Origin of the sequence: Lederbergia citri (assembly GCF_018343625.1) — a bacterium.
Lineage (GTDB): Bacteria > Bacillota > Bacilli > Bacillales > Bacillaceae_C > Lederbergia > Lederbergia citri.
Genome location: NZ_JAGYPG010000001.1, coordinates 1,151,896 through 1,170,209 on the forward strand (window position 1 = coordinate 1,151,896; position 18,314 = coordinate 1,170,209).

Consider the following 18,314-nt stretch of genomic DNA (forward strand, 5'->3'; position numbering starts at 1 on the left):
ATTTCAAATAATATATTTTTTTATTTGAAAAAGGTTTATTTTTTTTAGAACTGGGTAAAATGAAACTACATCTAGATCCATACCCCTAAACTCCCTAGATGTTTTTGGACAGCAAGATTAGCTGTCCTTTTTTTTGTATGCTGAAAAGAGAGTATCGACAGCATCTGGTACTGTCGTAAGATCATTCATCACATTATGTTCTAATTCCGGCAGCATCTCTTGAATATTTTTATTTGAAAAAAAGCTCGTTTCTAATCGCTCTTTGATTAAAGAAAAGAGCCATTCTTTTATTTGTATTTGCCTGCGCTCTTTAAACACCGAAGAAGATTGTGTAACCTCTATAAAATCCTGAATCTTCTCCCATACTTGTTCAATACCAATTCCCGTCAGTGATGAGCACATAGCTGCTTTTGTAGTCCATCCAGTTGTTGCAGGTTGAAACATATGAAGAATTTGATTGTATTCGTGCATCGTTTTCTTAGCATTAGTAACATTCTCTCCATCTGCTTTATTCACTACAATCAAGTCTACAAGTTCCAATACTCCTTTTTTTATTCCTTGTAATTCATCACCTGCACCAGTTAATACTAACAATAAATAGAAGTCAACCATGCCTCTGACGATAGATTCACTTTGTCCTACTCCTACAGTTTCAACGATAATGACATTAAAGCCAGCTGCTTCACAAGCTAAGATTGCTTCCCTTGTTTTCGTATGAACGCCTCCGAGTACTCCTCCTGAAGGAGATGGACGGATAAATGCATTGGGATGCTTAGCTAGTTTTTCCATCCTTGTTTTATCCCCAAGTATGCTTCCGCCATTTATTGTAGAACTTGGATCTACTGCAAGAACCGCTACACGATGCCCTAGCTCACATAATAAATATCCGAATGATTCAATGAATGTGCTTTTTCCTGCTCCTGGTACCCCTGTCACGCCGATTCTAATTGACTTTCCCGTGTAAGGCAAGAGCTTTTGTAATGTCGTTCTTGACTGTTCTTGATGGCGTAAGGCCCTACTTTCAATTAATGTAATCACCTTGGCCAATGCCGCTCTATCTTTTTGCAGTATCCCTTCAATCAATTCTTCTAGTGTGCTATCATTCCTTATTCTTTTGACAAACTTTCGCTTCATTTCATCCATCGGTTATGACCTCTTCCTCATATCCGAGTCTATCATAAATTTCCACTATTACTTTTTGAGCTGCTATTGGAATAACTGTCCCTGGACCAAAGATCGCTGAAACGCCTTTTTCCTTAAGAAATTCATAATCTTGAACAGGAATGACTCCACCTACTACAACGATAATATCTTCACGATTGATTGCTTTTAAAGCGTTTATTAATTTTGGTACTAGCGTTTTATGACCTGCCGCCAGTGAACTTACCCCAATGACATGAACATCATTTTCCGCTGCTTGTTTTGCCGTTTCATCAGGCGTTTGAAAGAGTGGACCAATATCTACATCAAATCCTAAATCGGCAAAGGCAGTCGCAATCACTTTTGCTCCGCGATCATGTCCGTCCTGTCCCATTTTAGCAATGAGAATACGAGGACGCCTTCCTTCATTTTCTAAAAATTCATCTGTCATTTCTTTTACAGTTAATATTAATTTATCATTATTAAAGTTGGAGCTGTACACCCCATTCACAGAGCGGGTGACCGCTTTATGGCGGCCACATACTTTCTCGATTGCTTCAGAAATCTCTCCAATTGTCGCCCTGCACCTTGCAGCCTCAATTGCAAGCTCTAATAAATTCAGGTCTCCCTTTGCTCCTGTCGTCAATGCCTCAAGCGCAGCACGGGCTTCGTTCTCGTTACGGTTAGCTTTAAGCATATTTATGCGCTCAATTTGTTTTTGACGAACCGCTTCATTGTCGATATCTAATATTTCAATTTGTGCTTCTTCATTAATTTGATATCGATTGACTCCGATAATTGTTTCCTTATTTGAATCAATGCGTGCTTGTTTTCTGGCAGCCGCTTCTTCAATTCGCAGCTTCGGCAAACCAGTTTCAATTGCTTTCGCCATACCGCCCAGCTCTTCAATCTCCTCAATATGCTCCCATGCACGCTCCATCAAATCTTTTGTCAGCGACTCTACATAATAAGAGCCTCCCCATGGATCTATTACGTTAGTAATCCCGGTTTCCATCTGTAAAAATAATTGAGTATTTCTTGCAATTCTTGCGGAAAAATCAGTCGGCAATGCAATGGCTTCATCCAGTGCATTCGTATGCAACGATTGGGTATGCCCCATTACCGCTGCTTGGGCTTCAATTAATGTCCGAACAATATTATTGTATGGATCTTGTTCAGTCAGGCTCCATCCTGAAGTTTGACTATGCGTTCTAAGTGCTAGGGATTTTGGATTTTGAGGATGAAAATGACTCATCAGCTGTGCCCACATTTTTCTTGCAGCACGAAGTTTTGCCACTTCCATAAAATAATTCATTCCAATTCCCCAAAAGAATGAAAGGCGCGGAGCAAAATCATCTATTTTTATACCTGCATGTAAACCTGTCCTGACGTATTCCAAACCATTTGCAAGCGTATAAGCAAGTTCCAAGTCAGCTGGTGCCCCAGCCTCTTGCATATGATAGCCAGAAATTGAAATACTGTTAAATTTCGGCATATGTGTTGACGTATATTGAAAAATATCTTTAATTATTCGCATAGACATTTCTGGAGGATAGATATAGGTATTACGTACCATATATTCTTTTAAAATATCATTTTGTATCGTTCCCGAAAGCTGAGCTTTTTTTACTCCTTGCTCTTCTGCGGCTACGATAAAAAAGGCCATAATCGGGATAACTGCACCATTCATCGTCATCGAAACGGACATTTGATCAAGTGGAATCCCTCCAAAAAGGATTTTCATGTCCTCAACTGAATCAATGGCAACACCTGCTTTCCCTACATCTCCCTCCACTCTAGGATGATCAGAATCATAGCCTCGATGTGTAGCTAAATCAAACGCTACGGATAATCCTTTTTGTCCTGCTGCGAGATTTCTTCTATAAAAAGCGTTGCTTTCTTCTGCCGTAGAATATCCCGCATACTGGCGGATTGTCCAAGGTCTGCTCACATACATAGTGGCATAAGGCCCCCTCGTAAATGGCGGCAGTCCCGGCATATCATTTAGATGGTCTAGGCTTTCTATATCATTTTTTGTATATAATGATTTAACTTTTATTTTTTCGTTTGTCTCAAAGAATGATAGTTGCTCATTCTTATTTTCATTCATCTTTTTATCGCCATGAAATGGATGAATCTTTTGAAAATCGGGTTTAGTCTTCATTAAAAATCCCCGCTTTCACTTTTTTCAGCAAGTCGCACCTGTTCTAATGGTTCAATCTTCACACTATCCATTTCATGATTATCATCTGATTTAGATATGTGCAAAGATGCTACATTCGAATCTTGCTTAAACACATTAACACCAATCATAGATTTTTTTCTAGTTTCTATATCTTCTATTCTTTTCGATAGCGTACCTTTCACAATGCTCTGAAACCACCCGCTTTGGAGAACTGAATATATTCCAGCTTTTTTATCAATAGTTTGAAAAAGCTCCCATGCCTTTTCAACAAGTTCTCCAGTCAGCGTTTCAACATAAAAGGATCCGCCTGCTGGATCTACCACTTTATCGAGATAGCTTTCCTCACGAAGAAGTAATTGAGTATTTCGGGCAATTCGCATCGCAAACTCATCTGATGGATCAGAGATGTTAAATGGCGCTACATGTAAAAAGTTAACCCCGCCTGCCACGGCAGCAAATGCTTCATTTCCCGAACGAAGGATATTGTTATACGGTTCTAATAAGGATTTCGTAAAAGTAGACGTTTCTGCACTTATTAAAGGATTGCATTCTACAGGATCAATCTCATATGCAGAGCAAACGGTTTTCCATAGTAAACGAAATGCTCGTAGCTTTGCAATTTCCATAAAAAAATGATTGCCTATCGAAAAATGAAAAATCATTTTTTTCATTGTTCTATGAGGCTCCCAACCTAACTTTTGCATTTCTTCTATATAATGTATTGCTTCTGATAAAGATGCTGCCAGTTCTTGAATAGCATTTGCTCCGCTATTATGATAAGGAGTGCTATCAATTACTATCGTTCGCAAACTAGGATATTTCGCATCAAGCTTGCAAATCATTTCTTTCCAATCTGCCCATGTTTGTCCTTCTAGTTTATATAAATACCCTCGTTTAAGCTGTGATGAAATAAGATCAACAGCTAAGGCCCCAATTACATGATCAGCATCTATTTGTAAAAGTTTGCGGGCAATCAGCTGAAAGTTGTATTTCGTGAATAATAATAATGGAGTGGTCCTTAGGTTAAATATATTACTCAATTCACCAAAGTCCAATTTTGCAGTGTCATGAAGGTTATCTACATCAAAAGAAACTGTTTCTTGTCCACATTCTTTCGCCTTTACCATTTGCCTGGTTAGATCATCCCAATTAGTACAGTATAATTTTTGAGCAATTCTCCTATTGTTCTTTATATATAAACCGCGACTATACGAATCTTCTAATCTATTTTTCACACCTTTTTTTGTATAAATTGGAGACAGTTTTATTCCCTCATACGTTTCAGAGTAAAGCGTTTCCAATGAATGGCTCTTTATTGTTTTTAAAGCAACTTGTTCCCATATTTCATATTTGTTATTTGGAAAAACTGCATTTTTGATCTCACGGATGGACATCGAACCAACCCCCCATCAAATTCAGCTCTATCTATATATTAGTACAATCATGAAACTTGAGCAAAAACAAATTGAAAAAGGTGAAAATTCCTCGCCATTAGTAATGAAAAATAGAAAATGAAAAAGGGAAAAGAAAATTCATATGGAAATTAATTAATACATTCATAACTTTGCACACCAATTTGTAAATTAAAGAATGTATTTAGCACGAAATTAAAAAGATTACTTTGGGGGATGCATATGCGAACATTTACATATTGGAGTATTTCTTCATTCATTTTAGCTATTATCGGATTTATTTTCAGTATGGAGTTTCAGTCAATAGCATATTGGGGGCCGAATAGGACTTTAACAATGCAGTGGTATTGGAGCGGAGCAGTTTTGTCATATGTTTGTTCTATAGCAGCAATTTCTCTGATGTTTTATAAAATAAAAAGCTTAGAGCTTAGCAAAGCTGATATTATGTTGAGAAGTTTCGGTACAGTCCTAATCGTAATTTCGTTGTTTTGGACAACATTCATTATCATAGCCTGGCAATCAGGTTTTTGACTTTGATAAACCATTTATCAGGATTTTATATAAAAAGGGATGAAAATTAAATCTAAATAATAATTTTCATCCCTCCGTACTTTATATTAATAAACCGATGTATTCTCTTTCGGAATATTCTCGAGTATTTCTTTGACACGTTGCAAGAAACGTCCGCAAATGAGACCATCTAAGACTCTATGGTCAAGAGATAGACATAAATTCACCATATCACGAATCGCAATCCCATCATTCACAACTATAGGGCGCTTAATGATGGATTCAACTTGTAGAATCGCTGCTTGCGGATGATTAATGATCCCTACCGACTGGACTGAACCAAATGATCCGGTGTTATTGATCGTGAAGGTACCACCTTGCATATCTTCATTTTTCAATGTTCCGTTCCGTACCTTTTTAGCAAGATCTGTAATATCCCTAGCGATTCCTTTTATCGATTTTTCATCTGCATGCTTAATAACAGGAACGAATAATTCTTCTTCTTTTGCAACTGCAATTGAAATGTTAATATCCTTCTTCTGGATAATTTTATCTCCCGCCCACATCGAGTTTATCATTGGAAATTCTTTTAAGGCTTGGGCTACAGCTTTTACAAAAAATGCAAAATAAGTTAAATTAAACCCTTCACGCTCTTTAAATTCAGTTTTTAATTCATCACGATATTTTACTAAGTTCGTTACATCCACTTCCATCATCATCCACGCATGTGGAATTTCTGCCTTACTGCGCAGCATTTTTGATGCTATCGCTCTTCTAACCCCTGAAATAGGAATTTCAATATCTCCGGAACTAGCATAAACAGGTTCCGCTTTTTTGCTCTGAGTAACAGGCTCCGACCTTTTCTCGGCTACTGGAATCTCATTGGCATCAATGAGTTTTTGTAAATCTTTCCTCGTAATACGGCCTTCCTTGCCGGTTCCACTTACTAATGATAAATCGATGCCATGCTCCTGTGACATTTTTAAAACCGCTGGCGAATATCTTGTTTTTCCTGTAGTTTGTTGATTTTTTATTGGAGAAGTCGCGGAATGATCCAGCTCGGTTTCACTCTGTTCAACCGTAGTATCATCAGAATTGTCTTCATCCGCTTCATCCGTTTTAATCGTACAAATCGTTTCTCCTACTGCAAGGGTAGTCCCCTCTTCAACAATCAATTGATCAATAGTTCCAGTAAAAGATGATGGAATTTCTGCATTGACCTTGTCCGTCATCACTTCCGCTAATGGGTCATATTTATTGACATGATCACCAGATTGTACTAGCCATCTGCTGATAGTTCCTTCCGTAACACTCTCACCGAGTTGGGGCATTGTAATATTTTTTATTGACAATATGATTTCCTCCTCTTAGCCTCCATAAGTACGGCTTAATATTCAGCTAGCTCCCTCATGGCATTTTCAACCTTTTCAGGGTTTACCATGAAAAACTTTTCTAATGTAGGAGAATATGGCATGGCAGGAACATCCGGACCAGCCAACCTCATAATTGGTGCATCAAGATCAAATAAGCAATGCTCGGCAATAATAGCAGAAACCTCGCCCATGATACTTCCTTCTTTATTGTCTTCTGTTAAAAGCAATACTTTTCCTGTTTTAGATGCTGCTTCAATAATCGCTTCTTGATCAAGTGGATAGACTGTCCGTAGATCCAAGATATGTGTTTCAATTCCATCTTGAGCAAGACGCTCGGCAGCTTGTAAAGCGAAATGTACACAAAGTCCGTATGTGATGACTGTTATATCATCTCCTTGACGCTTTACATCTGCTTTTCCAATTGGGAGAACATAATCATCATCAGGCACTTCACCTTTTATAAGTCGATAAGCACGTTTATGCTCAAAGAAAAGTACTGGATCATTATCACGAATGGAAGCTTTTAATAAACCTTTAACATCGTAAGGAGTTGAAGGCATAACAATTTTTAATCCGGGTTGATTAGCGAACATAGCTTCAACAGACTGTGAATGGTAAAGGGCTCCGTGGATTCCCCCTCCATAAGGTGCTCTAATGACTAAAGGACAGCTCCAGTCGTTATTTGACCGATACCTAATTTTTGCTGCTTCCGAAATAATTTGGTTGACGGCAGGCATGATAAAATCAGCAAATTGCATTTCTGCAATGGGGCGGTACCCATACATAGCTGCACCAATTCCCACACCTGCGATTGCTGATTCGGCAAGTGGAGTATCAATGACCCTCTCTTCGCCAAACTGTTCGTAAAGCCCTTGAGTTGCTTTAAAAACCCCACCTTTTTTCCCTACGTCTTCACCGAGAATAAAAACTTTCTCATCTCTTTCCATTTCTTCACGGATAGCTGTAGTGATAGCTTCAATATATGATATAACAGCCATTGTATATTCCCCCCATTACTCCGTAGCGTATACGAATGTTAAAGCATCCTCAGGATTTGGATATGGAGCTTTCTCCGCATAGTCCGTCGCTTCGTTTACTTGTTTCATGATACGATCGTTTATCTCTTTTTTCACCTGCTCATCCAATAATCCGTTATCGCGCAAATACGCTTCAAATAGCTGAATCGGATCCTCTGATCGAGCTTTTGTCAATTCATCTTCAGTTCGATAACTGCGATCGTCATCATCTGAGGAATGGGAGGTTAGCCGATGGCTTATTGTTTCGATTAGGCTTGGACCTTCACCACGTCTAGCCCTGTCCACGGCTTCTTTCATTACCTTATAAACTTCAAGCGGATCCTTCCCATCCACCGTTACTCCTGGCATGCCATACCCTATCGCACGATCAGAAACTTTTGCGCATGCAAGCTGTTTATCAATAGGTACAGAGATTGCATACTGGTTATTTTCGCATAAAAAGACTACAGGTAGTTTATGGACTCCTGCAAAGTTTAATCCTTCATGGAAGTCCCCTTGATTTGAGGAGCCTTCACCAAAAGAAACAAACGATACAATATTATTTTTTTCCATTCTTGCAGCCAGTGCAATACCAACTGCATGAGGAACTTGAGTTGTTACAGGTGATGAACCCGTTACAATCCTATTTTTCTTCTGCCCAAAATGCCCAGGCATTTGGCGTCCTCCTGAGTTTGGATCTTCCGCCTTTGCAAATCCAGAAAGCATTATTTCGGTAGGGGTCATTCCAAACGTTAGAACAACACCTAAATCTCTGTAGTATGGAAGGATATAATCCTTTTCCCTATCAAGAGCAAATGCTGCACCTATTTGAGCTGCTTCCTGACCTTGACAAGAAATCACGAAAGGTATTTTTCCAGATCGATTTAACAGCCACATTCTTTCGTCAATTCTGCGAGCGAGTAGCATCATTTCGTACATATCTAATACTTGTTGATCGCTGAGACCTAATTCAGCATGTCGATTTAATGTCATATTAATCCCTCCTTGTACGGTTAGCTACTTAAATATGAATGGATAGTCCATCTACTGCCAATGCCGCTTCTCCAATTGCTTCACTTAATGTTGGATGTGGGTGGACGCTGTTGCCTACCTCCCATGGAGTAGCGTCCAGTACACGAGCAAGCCCTGCTTCAGAAATCATATCTGTTACATGAGGGCCAATCATATGTATTCCTAAAATATCATTGGTAATGTCGTCTGCAACAATTTTCACGAAACCGTCCGCATTTCCAACGACAAGTGCTTTGCCAACAGCTTTAAATGGAAATTTGCCTATTTTAACATTATAGCCTTTTTCCCTCGCCTCTTTCTCAGTCAAACCGACGCTTGCAACTTCCGGCGAACTGTATATACATTTAGGGATATTTTCGTACACAATTGAATCAGGATTTAAACCTGCTATATGTTCCACAGCTTTTATTCCCTCATGTGAAGCAACATGCGCTAATTGAAGACCACCGATTACATCACCAATGGCATATATATGAGATTCCTTTGTTTGCAATGATGGATTTACTTTAATTGACCCATTATCAAGAAATTGAATATCAGTATTTTGAAGACCAATATTATCAGTGTTTGGCTTTCTGCCAACGGAGACGAGAATCTTATCAGCAGAAAAAGTTTTTTCTTTTCCACCGAGCTCTGCTGTAATCTTTACCGCTTTATCCGATTTCTCCATTGTTTCCGATAATACCTTGGCGCTAGTCACTAAATTGATTCCTTTTTTTTGTAAAAGATGCGTCAGTTCCCTGGAAATTTCTTCATCTTCCCCTGGAAGGATACGTTCTGCATATTCAATAACTGTCACATCCACACCAAAATCAGATAGCATTGACGCCCATTCAATTCCAATAACGCCTCCACCAATAATAATGATTGAATTAGGCAGCTCATCCCATTCAATTGCTTCATCAGAAGTTATTACCTGACTTCCATCAATCTCTAATCCAGGCAAAGTGCTTGGACGAGATCCAGTTGCAATAATAACATTTTTCGGAATCAACATCTCATTATCCGATCCATCCGACATTTCTACAGAGATTGTCCCAGGGATCGGTGAAAATATAGAAGGACCCAATATTCTTCCAAAGCCATTGTATATATCTATTTTTCCTTGTTTCATCAAGTATTGAACACCTTTATACAGTTGCTCAATAATACTCGATTTTCTTGCTTGCACCTTTTTAAAGTTTAGCTCAATATCACTTGCCAAAACTCCAAATTCTTCTGCTTTTTTTGTTAAAGAGAAAACTTCAGCGCTTCTTAACAATGCTTTACTTGGAATACATCCTTTATGCAGACATGTTCCGCCTATTTTCTCCTTTTCGACTATTGCCGTTTTTAATCCGAGCTGTGATGCACGAATAGCTGCTACATAGCCACCCGTTCCCCCACCGAGGATTACAAGATCATATTCATGTGCCAAATTTTATCCCTCCACTTAACTTCAGGCTGGGTCAAATCATGTTGGAGCTATTTCTATCCATAAAAGAAGCTGTCCTTAAGCGCTTTGCTCTCTCCACCATTACTTCGGGGAATTATCCAGCTTTCAGGACAGCTTATACAGACAACCAAACATGCTTTTAGATTCGATTAGCCAAAATGTGTTTATTATTTAGAAGGAATTGACTTCTAGAACTCCGCATTTTTTCAATTCTTTCCTCTGCCATTCGGTCGGCGGCAACATATGTTGGAATGCTGTCACGCTTGGATATTTCAATTACCTTTGCAACATTATTATAAATGGTTTCAACTTTTTTAAGTGCACGCTCTTTATTATATCCATATAGCTCGTCTGCTACATTAATGACTCCACCCGCATTTATAACATAGTCTGGAGCATATACAATTCCCATTTCATGTATTTTATCACCATGCTTAGTATCTTTCAGCTGGTTATTGGCTGAGCCTGCAATGACTTTTACTTTCAATTGAGGTATCGTCTCATCATTAATGACAGCACCGAGAGCACATGGAGAAAAAATATCTGCTTCAACCGCATAAATATCATTAGGGTCAACTGCTTTCGCTTGGAAGGCTTCTACAGCACGATTTACTGCATCTTTATTAATATCAGTTACTACCAGACTTGCGCCTTCTTCATGTAAATAACGACAAAGCTCAAATGCCACATTTCCTACACCTTGAACAGCTACAGTTTTACCCTCTAAAGAATCCGATCCAAAAGCTTCTTTTGCAGCAGCTTTCATTCCGACATAGCAGCCATATGCAGTGACTGGAGATGGATTGCCGGACGAGCCAAACGCTGGTGATATTCCTGTTACAAAATTAGTTTCCTCATGAATAATATCCATATCTTGAACAGTAGTGCCTACATCTTCCGCAGTAATATATCGACCATTTAATCCTTGAATAAAACGGCCGAAAGCACGAAACATTTCTTCATTTTTATCTTTCTTTGGATCACCTATAATAACTGTTTTACCGCCGCCAAGATTTAGCCCTGCAGCAGCATTTTTATAAGTCATTCCTCTTGCCAACCGTAGAGCATCTTCAATAGCTGCTTCTTCATTTTCATATGTCCACATCCGAGTACCACCAAGTGCAGGACCTAGAGTTGTATCGTGGATGGCAATAATTGCCTTTAAACCAGACTTTGCATCTTGGCAAAATAACAATTGTTCATAATCATACTTCCCCATATATTCAAAGATTTTCATTTTGTACCTCCACTTTATTCCTTATGACCTTATCATGATACCTAATCCTAATTACATTGTAACGAAAAGGATGTTCCTTGACAAATCTTACTGTTGTTATATGATTTTTTTAGACATACATTTAAGGAGTCGAAAAAGGTTAATGGGAAGATTCATTGCATTACTGTTATTATTAATACCCGGTATTCTTTCGGGATATGGAATTAAACTAATGAGGGATATGTTATTTGGAAAACTCCTTACCCCTTTTCCATATTTGTGGTTACAGTTTCTTGCTGGACTTATTTTTTTCGTATTAGGACTAGGTTTTATAGCTGGCTTTGTTTTACATCGAGACCGAAAAAGAAATAAAGTACAAGAACGTTTTAAACATCAAAAACGTCTATAGGAGCATTGGCCATCGCCAAGCTCCGCTTTTTTATTTACCTCTCAGCTTTACTGCTCTTTCAGGAAAATCAGTAATGATAGCCGTACAATTTATTTGTAAAAGTCTATTTATATCTCGTTCCTTATTGACCGTATATGGTCTAACCGCAATCCCTTCTTCCATCGTTGCTTTTATAATTGTATCCGTGAGAGCTTTAAATTTCGGATGAATCCCTTTCGCTCCCAAGCACTTTGCGTACTCCCATGGCTTATATAAAAGGTCACTGTAGAGAGGCGCAGTCTCAATGTCGGGCCAATTATTTACGATATAAACAAGCGAATAATGATTAAAAGAAGAAATAATAATTCGTTCCTCATACCCGAATTCCTTAATTAAAGCGATTACTTTTTCTTCCAATCCTTCGTATGAAAGATCATTATTCTTTAATTCGATATTACAAATTAAATCATTTCCTTGCATCCATTCAAATACTTCCCTTAATGACGGGATTCTTGCAGTTTTTTTAAAAAAATGCTTATAGTGATAATTTGCTTTCAACTTTCTTAATTCATCCATTGTAAAATCAACCACTCTGCCAGTTCCATCGGTCGTCCGATCAACTGTAGTGTCGTGTATCACTGCAATATTTCCATCTTTTGTTAAATGTACATCAAGTTCTATTCCATCAGCTCCAAATTCTTGAGCCGCAATAAATGATTCCATCGTGTTTTCTGGATGTGTTCCTGCTGACCCTCGATGTGCTAAAATAATTGTCATCTATGTCACCGCCTAATTGTGTATATTACCATCATACCGTGCATTTGTATAAGATGATAATAATTTTCCATTTAAAATTAAAAAAACCTGTCCTCATTGTTAAGGACAGGTTTTTTAAGGAAATGGTTATGAAGCCTTATGTTCAAGGCGAAGTTTATCAGCAACCATAGCAATAAACTCACTATTTGTAGGTTTTGCCTTCGACATACTGACAGTATAACCAAATAAAGAAGATATGGAATCAACATTTCCTCTGCTCCATGCTACTTCAATCGCATGTCTGATTGCCCTTTCAACTCTGCTTGCTGTTGTATTGAATTTTTTTGCAATATCTGGATAAAGGACTTTGGTAATGGAACCGAGTAATTCAATATCATTGTAAACCATAGAAATCGCTTCCCTTAAATATAAATACCCTTTAATGTGAGCAGGTACACCGATTTCATGAATGACGGAAGTGATACTTGCCTCTAGATTTCTTGGTTTTGCTTCTGATTGACCTTTTGCCGCTGTTTGAGTTTTTCTCTTAATTTGAGTTGCTTTTCCACTAACTTGGCGGATATGATTGGCTAGATGCTCCATATCAAATGGTTTAAGAATAAAGTATGATGCCCCAAGTTCTACAGCTTTTGTCGTTACATCTTCTTGGCCAAACGCAGTAAGCATGATGACATTTGGAAAAGAGACGTTCGATTCACGCAGTTGCTCTAACACACCTAGACCATCTAAATGCGGCATAATAATATCTAATATTAAAACATCAGGATTCGTTTCTTCTACTAATTGCAAACAATCCTGGCCATTGTGTGCCGTACCTACAACTTCCATATCTTCTTGAGATGAGATGTAATCATCCAACAATCCTACTAACTCTCGATTATCATCCACAATACAAACTTTGATTTTTTTCACTGTTCATTTCCTCCTATGTTCCAAAAATAATTCATAAAAATGTCATTAATAGATAAATACGCCAAAGATGATTAAATTCCTTTAAATTTTTTCAAAATAAATAAAAACTATTATAAAATCTTAAATTTGCTTCCATTTACTCCGTTTTTCGACAGTCTTAGATAAAAACATATTCACTTTGTCGAATATTCTTTATTTACCTTATTATGGCTTATTTAAACCATAAAAAAAAGAGGGCGAACACCCTCAACTTGCTTTTTCTAACTTTTTCCCGTAAATATTAATTCCTGCTTCGTGAAGCATCCATTCTATATGAACACCGTAGCCCGATGTTGGGTCATTTACAAAGACATGGGTAACCGCACCAATGATTTTCCCGTTTTGTATAATTGGACTTCCACTCATTCCTTGAACGATTCCACCTGTTTTACTGAGTAATTTCGGATCGACTACTTTTATAACCATTCCTTTTGTAGCGGGAAATTTTTGCGGAATGGTGCTAACAACCTCAATGTCATATTGTTCCACTTTATTCCCTTCCACAACCGTCAAAATTTTTGCGGGTCCTTCTTGCACTTGGTTTGACAAAGCGATAGGCATCGGTTTGTCTATTATCCCATTCGAAATGTTATGCTTCAATTCACCAAAAATTCCGAATGGACTATTCGTTTTAATATTTCCGATCACATTTTTATTTGAGGAAAAACGAGCCAATTTTTCTCCCGGTGCTCCATTTTTCCCTTTTTCGATCGAGGTGACTGTCGAATTTACGATTTGTCCATTATCTACTACAATTGGCTTTTTTGTATCCATATCGGAAATGACATGACCTAAAGCTCCGTATTTTTTTGTTTTCGGATCATAAAAGGTCATCGTACCTATACCAGCAGCTGAATCTCTAATATACAACCCTAATTTATATGTTTTATCCTTTTCATCAAGCTTTGGGTCTAGTGTTGTATCGATTGTTTCCTTACCTCTTTGAATCGTTATTTCGAGTTTTACCCCCTGTTTCCCAGCCTCATTTACTAATGAAGCGATCTCAGCCATATGATTAATTTTTGTTCCGTTTATTTTCGTTATTATGTCTCCAACTTTAATCCCGGCTTCTTCACCCGGTGATTGTTTTTCATTTTTGGCGGATACTAAATGGTGTCCGACTACGAGTACACCTAAAGTATTAAGTTTCACTCCAATTGATTGGCCGCCAGGATAAACTTTAAAATCCTTTAAGACATTTACATCAACTTGCTTTACAGGAAAACCAGCCATTTCTAAAAACATTGTATCTTTACCGACTTGTTTTCCTTGTACTGCTATTGCATGCTTACTTTCCTCAAATTCAATATTTTCACTTGATGAAGGTGTCGAAACATTTACTGCACTTGCTTTTGAAATGTTATATTGTTGTCCTTCAAACAAAGTAATATGACTTGGAATACGCATATATTGTTGAAATGGCTTATATACAATAAGCATTAGAAGTGAAACAAGGAGAATTCCACCTGTTATTTTTCGTACAATTTCAAACATCCTTTTGATCACTCTCCTCGCTTTCTAGCCCACAATTATAATTTAGCCTGCTTTAGGCTCATTTATAAGTGGAAGCAAGGAAAAAAGCTGTCCAATGAAGGATAGCTTTTCAAGTTATTTTTATAGTATAGGCAATATCTAGTAATTCTTCAGCATGTTTTTTTGTTAAATCCGTTATTTCCACGCCAGAAATCATTCGAGCAATTTCTGAAACTTTTTCATTTTTTCCTAATATGGTTAATGTTGTTCTCGTTCTTCCTGCTATAGCTTCTTTTGAAATTAAGACATGTGTGTCTGCCATTGCTGCAACTTGAGGGAGATGCGATATACAAAGCACTTGAGAATGCTTTGATACTTGATAAATTTTCTCAGCAATGGCCTGTGCTACCCTACCACTTACTCCTGTATCGACTTCATCAAAGATGATGGAGGTAATACCTTGGTGCTTTGAAAAAATTGTTTTTAGTGCTAACATCATTCGAGATAATTCCCCACCTGATGCTACCTTTGATAAAGGTTTTAATGGTTCTCCGGGATTTGTTGAAATATAGAATATGACTTCATCCAATCCATCTTTGCCAAATTCTGAATGATTATCTGCATCCTTAATAAAAATCGGCTCAAAAATGGTTTTATCCATATATAGTTCTTTTAATTCCTTATGGATTGCAGCTGTTAATTTTTTTGCCCATTTCTTTCTTAAAAAACTCAGTTGATTCCCTTCAAGAACCAAGTCTTCTTCTAAAGATGAAAGTTTGGATTGAAGTTCTCCAATACGAGCATCACGGTTCGTAAGCATTTCAATTTCTTCTTCAATGGATGAACCGTATTCAAGGATTTCTGAAACGGTGGATCCATATTTTCTTTTCAACTGATTAATTTCGTTTAATCTTCCCTCAATGACATTTAATCGTTCAGGATCAAATTCAAGGCGGTCTAGTTCACTTCTTAGCTTAACTGCTGCATCCTCTAATAAGTAATAACTGTTTGAGACCGATTCCAACACATTTTCATATTGCTTATCTAAGTCAGCAGCTGTTTCCAAATGACTCATGGAATGACTAATGAAATCGAGGCCATGCCTTTCTCCCTGCAGACCTTCATATCCTGCTTTTAATGAAGCAAATATTTTTTCAAAATTACTAAGCTGTCTTCTCTCATCTGTTAATAACTCATCTTCATTCATTTTTAAATCAGCGTCACGAATTTCCTGAAGCTGAAACTGCAATAAATCGAGCCGATGTGCCATCTGTTGTTCATTAAGCTTAAGTTGCTGTATTTTCTTTAACGTCGAATCATATTGTTTATATATTTCCTGATAATTTTGCAATGCTGGCCTTATTTCAATACTTCCATACTGATCTAATAACGAAAGATGGGTAGTCTCGTCCATTAATTCCTGATGCTCATGCTGACCGTGTATATCAATTAAAGTACTCCCAATTTCTCGTAAGGTAGAAATCGTGACAAGTTTTCCATTTACTCTACAAATACTTTTTCCATTAGTTGATATTTCACGTCTAAGAATCAGCATACCTTCTTCGATATCAATGCCAAATTCCGCCGCTCTTTTATAGCACGGATGATGATCATCAAGAAAAAATAAGCCTTCGATTTCTGCTTTATTTTCTCCATGACGAACAAATTCCACTGAACCACGCCCACCAACAAGTAAATGTAATGCGTCAATTATGATGGATTTTCCTGCTCCAGTTTCACCAGTAAGTACGGTTAGACCTTTTTCAAAGGAGACAGAGATTTGGTCAATTATAGCAAAATTCTTGATAGATAGCTCTTGTAACAAGAGTAATCCCCCGCTTCCTACAACATATCAATAAACTTTTTATTTATTGCAACCGCATCCTCATTCGTTCGGCATATGATGAGACACGTATCATCTCCACAAATAGTTCCCATTATTTCTGACCAATCAAGATGATCTATTAATGCACCGACCGCTTGAGCATTTCCAGGAAGGGTTTTCATAACAAGTAAATTTTGTGAAAAATCTATACCAACAAAAGAATCAGTAAGAGCCCGCCTTAATTTTTGAAGTGGATTAAATCGTTGATCCGCAGGCAAACTATATTTGTATCTCCCATCAGGCAACGGAACCTTAACGAGATGAAGTTCTTTTATATCCCTTGAAACCGTGGCTTGTGTTACGTTGTAACCGTCATTTTTTAAATATTCGACTAGCTCATCCTGTGTTTCGACTTCTTTTGTTCCAATCAATTCACGAATTTTAATGTGGCGCTGCCCTTTTGTCATAAAGTTCCCCATCCTTATCTTATTCACGTGCATTTTTATACTGTCTTATACATATTATAAGTATTGACATAAGAAAAGCGCAAGCGCCTTGCCCTTCTACGTACAAACTTCAGGTCTTTTTGACTTTTTGTAGGGAAGGGACAAGAAATTTGCTAGTCGATGGCTTCTTCCGCTTGGCAATAATGGTCTTAGCTTAAAAAAACAGATCCATACTTTCTTTAATTATAAAAAGGGCAATCCTTAGGGTGTGGACATTCTTGTCAACACGCCCTTTGGAGTGCCCTACATGTTTTAATTTTTTAAATGTGCATGTGCTTCCTTAACAATATCATGAATCGGGACTTTAAGATGATCTATACCCGAAGATTCAGAAGACCAGTATAAATGCATTAAAAATTCAATATTTCCTTCTCCGCCTGTGATCGGTGAGTAAGAAAGATTCTTGACATCAAAACCTTCCTCAAGGGAAAAATCCTTAATCCGGTTAATCACTTCTTCATGAATTTTAGGATCTCTAACAATCCCTTTTTTTCCCACTTGCTCTTTTCCCGCTTCAAACTGCGGCTTAATTAAAGCTATGATATCGCTATTGTTGCAGAGCAAGTGCTTTAACACTGGAAGAATTAGCCTTAAGGATATGAATGATACATCGATAGTTGCTAAATTAGGCATTTCATTAATAAAATCGGATGGAGTGACATATCGAAAATTAGTTCTTTCCATAACGACAACTCGCGGATCGTTTCTTAGTTTCCAAGCAAGTTGATTATAACCGACATCGAGCGCATAAGACAATTTGGCACCATTTTGTAATGCACAGTCTGTAAATCCGCCTGTAGAGGCTCCTATATCAAGCAAAATCTTATCTTGAACTGAAACATTAAATTCTTTCAATGCTTTTTCAAGCTTTAGTCCACCTCTACTTACATAAGGTAAAATATTTCCTTTGATTTGCAAGGGAATATCTTCGTTTACCTTTTCACCCGGCTTATCAAGTCTTGATTCATTAGAAAAGACGATTCCAGCCATAATAGCCCTTTTAGCCTTTTCTCGAGTCTCACTTAATCCTCTTTCAACTAATAAAATATCAAGTCTTTGTTTTTTGATTTTCATA

The 18,314-nt window shown here is 37.6% G+C and carries 16 protein-coding genes; 2 read left to right on the forward strand and 14 right to left on the reverse strand.

What is annotated here, in order from left to right; genetic code table 11:
• Positions 1-117 precede the first annotated feature (117 nt).
• Genes meaB through KHA97_RS05860 form a run of 3 tightly spaced genes read right to left on the reverse strand, consistent with a single transcriptional unit; the run spans position 118 to position 4,719 of the window.
• A complete protein-coding gene (meaB, locus tag KHA97_RS05850; protein ID WP_213123763.1) occupies positions 118-1,143 on the reverse strand; it encodes a methylmalonyl Co-A mutase-associated GTPase MeaB in 1,026 nt (341 codons plus the stop codon).
• Positions 1,136-3,304, reverse strand: coding sequence for a methylmalonyl-CoA mutase (gene scpA, locus KHA97_RS05855; protein ID WP_213123764.1), 2,169 nt, complete (start codon positions 3,302-3,304; stop codon positions 1,136-1,138). Before scpA ends, meaB begins: the two co-directional genes overlap by 8 nt.
• Complete coding sequence (locus KHA97_RS05860) at positions 3,304-4,719, reverse strand: methylmalonyl-CoA mutase family protein (RefSeq protein ID WP_213123765.1); 1,416 nt, start codon at positions 4,717-4,719, stop codon at positions 3,304-3,306. Before KHA97_RS05860 ends, scpA begins: the two co-directional genes overlap by 1 nt.
• Positions 4,720-4,959: 240 nt before the next feature.
• On the opposite strand from KHA97_RS05860, the gene KHA97_RS05865 reads away from it, so the two are divergent.
• The gene (locus KHA97_RS05865) at positions 4,960-5,268 is read left to right on the forward strand and encodes a hypothetical protein (protein WP_213123766.1); all 309 of its coding nucleotides are present in this window, start codon (positions 4,960-4,962) and stop codon (positions 5,266-5,268) included.
• A gap of 86 nt (positions 5,269-5,354) precedes the next feature.
• On the opposite strand, the gene KHA97_RS05870 is transcribed toward KHA97_RS05865, so the two are convergent.
• The 5 genes from KHA97_RS05870 to bcd form a co-directional block, all read right to left on the reverse strand.
• Complete coding sequence (locus tag KHA97_RS05870) at positions 5,355-6,599, reverse strand: dihydrolipoamide acetyltransferase family protein (RefSeq protein ID WP_213123767.1); 1,245 nt, start codon at positions 6,597-6,599, stop codon at positions 5,355-5,357.
• 35 nt (positions 6,600-6,634) lie between these two features.
• The gene (locus KHA97_RS05875; RefSeq protein ID WP_213123768.1) at positions 6,635-7,618 is read right to left on the reverse strand and encodes an alpha-ketoacid dehydrogenase subunit beta; all 984 of its coding nucleotides are present in this window, start codon (positions 7,616-7,618) and stop codon (positions 6,635-6,637) included.
• Positions 7,619-7,633: 15 nt separating this feature from the next.
• The gene (locus tag KHA97_RS05880; RefSeq protein ID WP_213123769.1) at positions 7,634-8,629 is read right to left on the reverse strand and encodes a thiamine pyrophosphate-dependent dehydrogenase E1 component subunit alpha; all 996 of its coding nucleotides are present in this window, start codon (positions 8,627-8,629) and stop codon (positions 7,634-7,636) included.
• A 28-nt stretch (positions 8,630-8,657) separates the two neighbouring features.
• Positions 8,658-10,085 carry a dihydrolipoyl dehydrogenase gene (gene lpdA, locus KHA97_RS05885; protein ID WP_213123770.1) on the reverse strand — a complete coding sequence of 476 codons (1,428 nt, stop codon included), beginning with the start codon at positions 10,083-10,085 and terminating at the stop codon, positions 8,658-8,660.
• A 157-nt stretch (positions 10,086-10,242) separates the two neighbouring features.
• Positions 10,243-11,340 carry a branched-chain amino acid dehydrogenase gene (bcd, locus tag KHA97_RS05890; protein ID WP_213123771.1) on the reverse strand — a complete coding sequence of 366 codons (1,098 nt, stop codon included), beginning with the start codon at positions 11,338-11,340 and terminating at the stop codon, positions 10,243-10,245.
• A gap of 142 nt (positions 11,341-11,482) precedes the next feature.
• Here bcd and KHA97_RS05895 point away from each other — a divergent pair, with 142 nt between their 5' ends.
• A complete protein-coding gene (locus KHA97_RS05895) occupies positions 11,483-11,728 on the forward strand; it encodes a DUF2627 domain-containing protein (protein ID WP_213123772.1) in 246 nt (81 codons plus the stop codon).
• A 30-nt stretch (positions 11,729-11,758) separates the two neighbouring features.
• Here the strand turns inward: KHA97_RS05895 and KHA97_RS05900 are convergent, their stop codons facing one another.
• The 6 genes from KHA97_RS05900 to KHA97_RS05925 form a co-directional block, all read right to left on the reverse strand.
• A complete protein-coding gene (locus KHA97_RS05900; protein ID WP_213123773.1) occupies positions 11,759-12,484 on the reverse strand; it encodes a glycerophosphodiester phosphodiesterase in 726 nt (241 codons plus the stop codon).
• Positions 12,485-12,610: 126 nt separating this feature from the next.
• Positions 12,611-13,396 carry a sporulation transcription factor Spo0A gene (gene spo0A, locus KHA97_RS05905; protein WP_213123774.1) on the reverse strand — a complete coding sequence of 262 codons (786 nt, stop codon included), beginning with the start codon at positions 13,394-13,396 and terminating at the stop codon, positions 12,611-12,613.
• A 246-nt stretch (positions 13,397-13,642) separates the two neighbouring features.
• Positions 13,643-14,929, reverse strand: coding sequence for a SpoIVB peptidase (gene spoIVB, locus KHA97_RS05910; protein WP_213123775.1), 1,287 nt, complete (start codon positions 14,927-14,929; stop codon positions 13,643-13,645).
• A 109-nt stretch (positions 14,930-15,038) separates the two neighbouring features.
• Positions 15,039-16,733: a DNA repair protein RecN gene (gene recN / locus KHA97_RS05915; RefSeq protein ID WP_213123776.1), complete on the reverse strand. Its 1,695-nt coding sequence runs from the start codon at positions 16,731-16,733 to the stop codon at positions 15,039-15,041.
• Positions 16,734-16,750: 17 nt separating this feature from the next.
• Complete coding sequence (gene ahrC / locus KHA97_RS05920; protein ID WP_213123777.1) at positions 16,751-17,200, reverse strand: transcriptional regulator AhrC/ArgR; 450 nt, start codon at positions 17,198-17,200, stop codon at positions 16,751-16,753.
• Positions 17,201-17,491: 291 nt separating this feature from the next.
• The gene (locus KHA97_RS05925) at positions 17,492-18,313 is read right to left on the reverse strand and encodes a TlyA family RNA methyltransferase (protein ID WP_213123778.1); all 822 of its coding nucleotides are present in this window, start codon (positions 18,311-18,313) and stop codon (positions 17,492-17,494) included.
• Between the last annotated feature and the right edge of the window lies 1 nt (position 18,314).

What these genes read in the sequence shown, in the direction of transcription:
- meaB (WP_213123763.1), bottom strand. Translation starts at nt 1,143, where the DNA reads ATGGATGAAATGAAGCGAAAGTTTGTCAAAAGAATAAGGAATGATAGC.
- scpA (WP_213123764.1), bottom strand. Translation starts at nt 3,304, where the DNA reads ATGAAGACTAAACCCGATTTTCAAAAGATTCATCCATTTCATGGCGAT.
- KHA97_RS05860 (WP_213123765.1), bottom strand. Translation starts at nt 4,719, where the DNA reads ATGTCCATCCGTGAGATCAAAAATGCAGTTTTTCCAAATAACAAATAT.
- KHA97_RS05865 (WP_213123766.1), top strand. Translation starts at nt 4,960, where the DNA reads ATGCGAACATTTACATATTGGAGTATTTCTTCATTCATTTTAGCTATT.
- KHA97_RS05875 (WP_213123768.1), bottom strand. Translation starts at nt 7,618, where the DNA reads ATGGCTGTTATATCATATATTGAAGCTATCACTACAGCTATCCGTGAA.
- KHA97_RS05880 (WP_213123769.1), bottom strand. Translation starts at nt 8,629, where the DNA reads ATGACATTAAATCGACATGCTGAATTAGGTCTCAGCGATCAACAAGTA.
- bcd (WP_213123771.1), bottom strand. Translation starts at nt 11,340, where the DNA reads ATGAAAATCTTTGAATATATGGGGAAGTATGATTATGAACAATTGTTA.
- KHA97_RS05895 (WP_213123772.1), top strand. Translation starts at nt 11,483, where the DNA reads ATGGGAAGATTCATTGCATTACTGTTATTATTAATACCCGGTATTCTT.
- KHA97_RS05900 (WP_213123773.1), bottom strand. Translation starts at nt 12,484, where the DNA reads ATGACAATTATTTTAGCACATCGAGGGTCAGCAGGAACACATCCAGAA.
- spoIVB (WP_213123775.1), bottom strand. Translation starts at nt 14,929, where the DNA reads ATGTTTGAAATTGTACGAAAAATAACAGGTGGAATTCTCCTTGTTTCA.
- ahrC (WP_213123777.1), bottom strand. Translation starts at nt 17,200, where the DNA reads ATGACAAAAGGGCAGCGCCACATTAAAATTCGTGAATTGATTGGAACA.
- KHA97_RS05925 (WP_213123778.1), bottom strand. Translation starts at nt 18,313, where the DNA reads ATGAAAATCAAAAAACAAAGACTTGATATTTTATTAGTTGAAAGAGGA.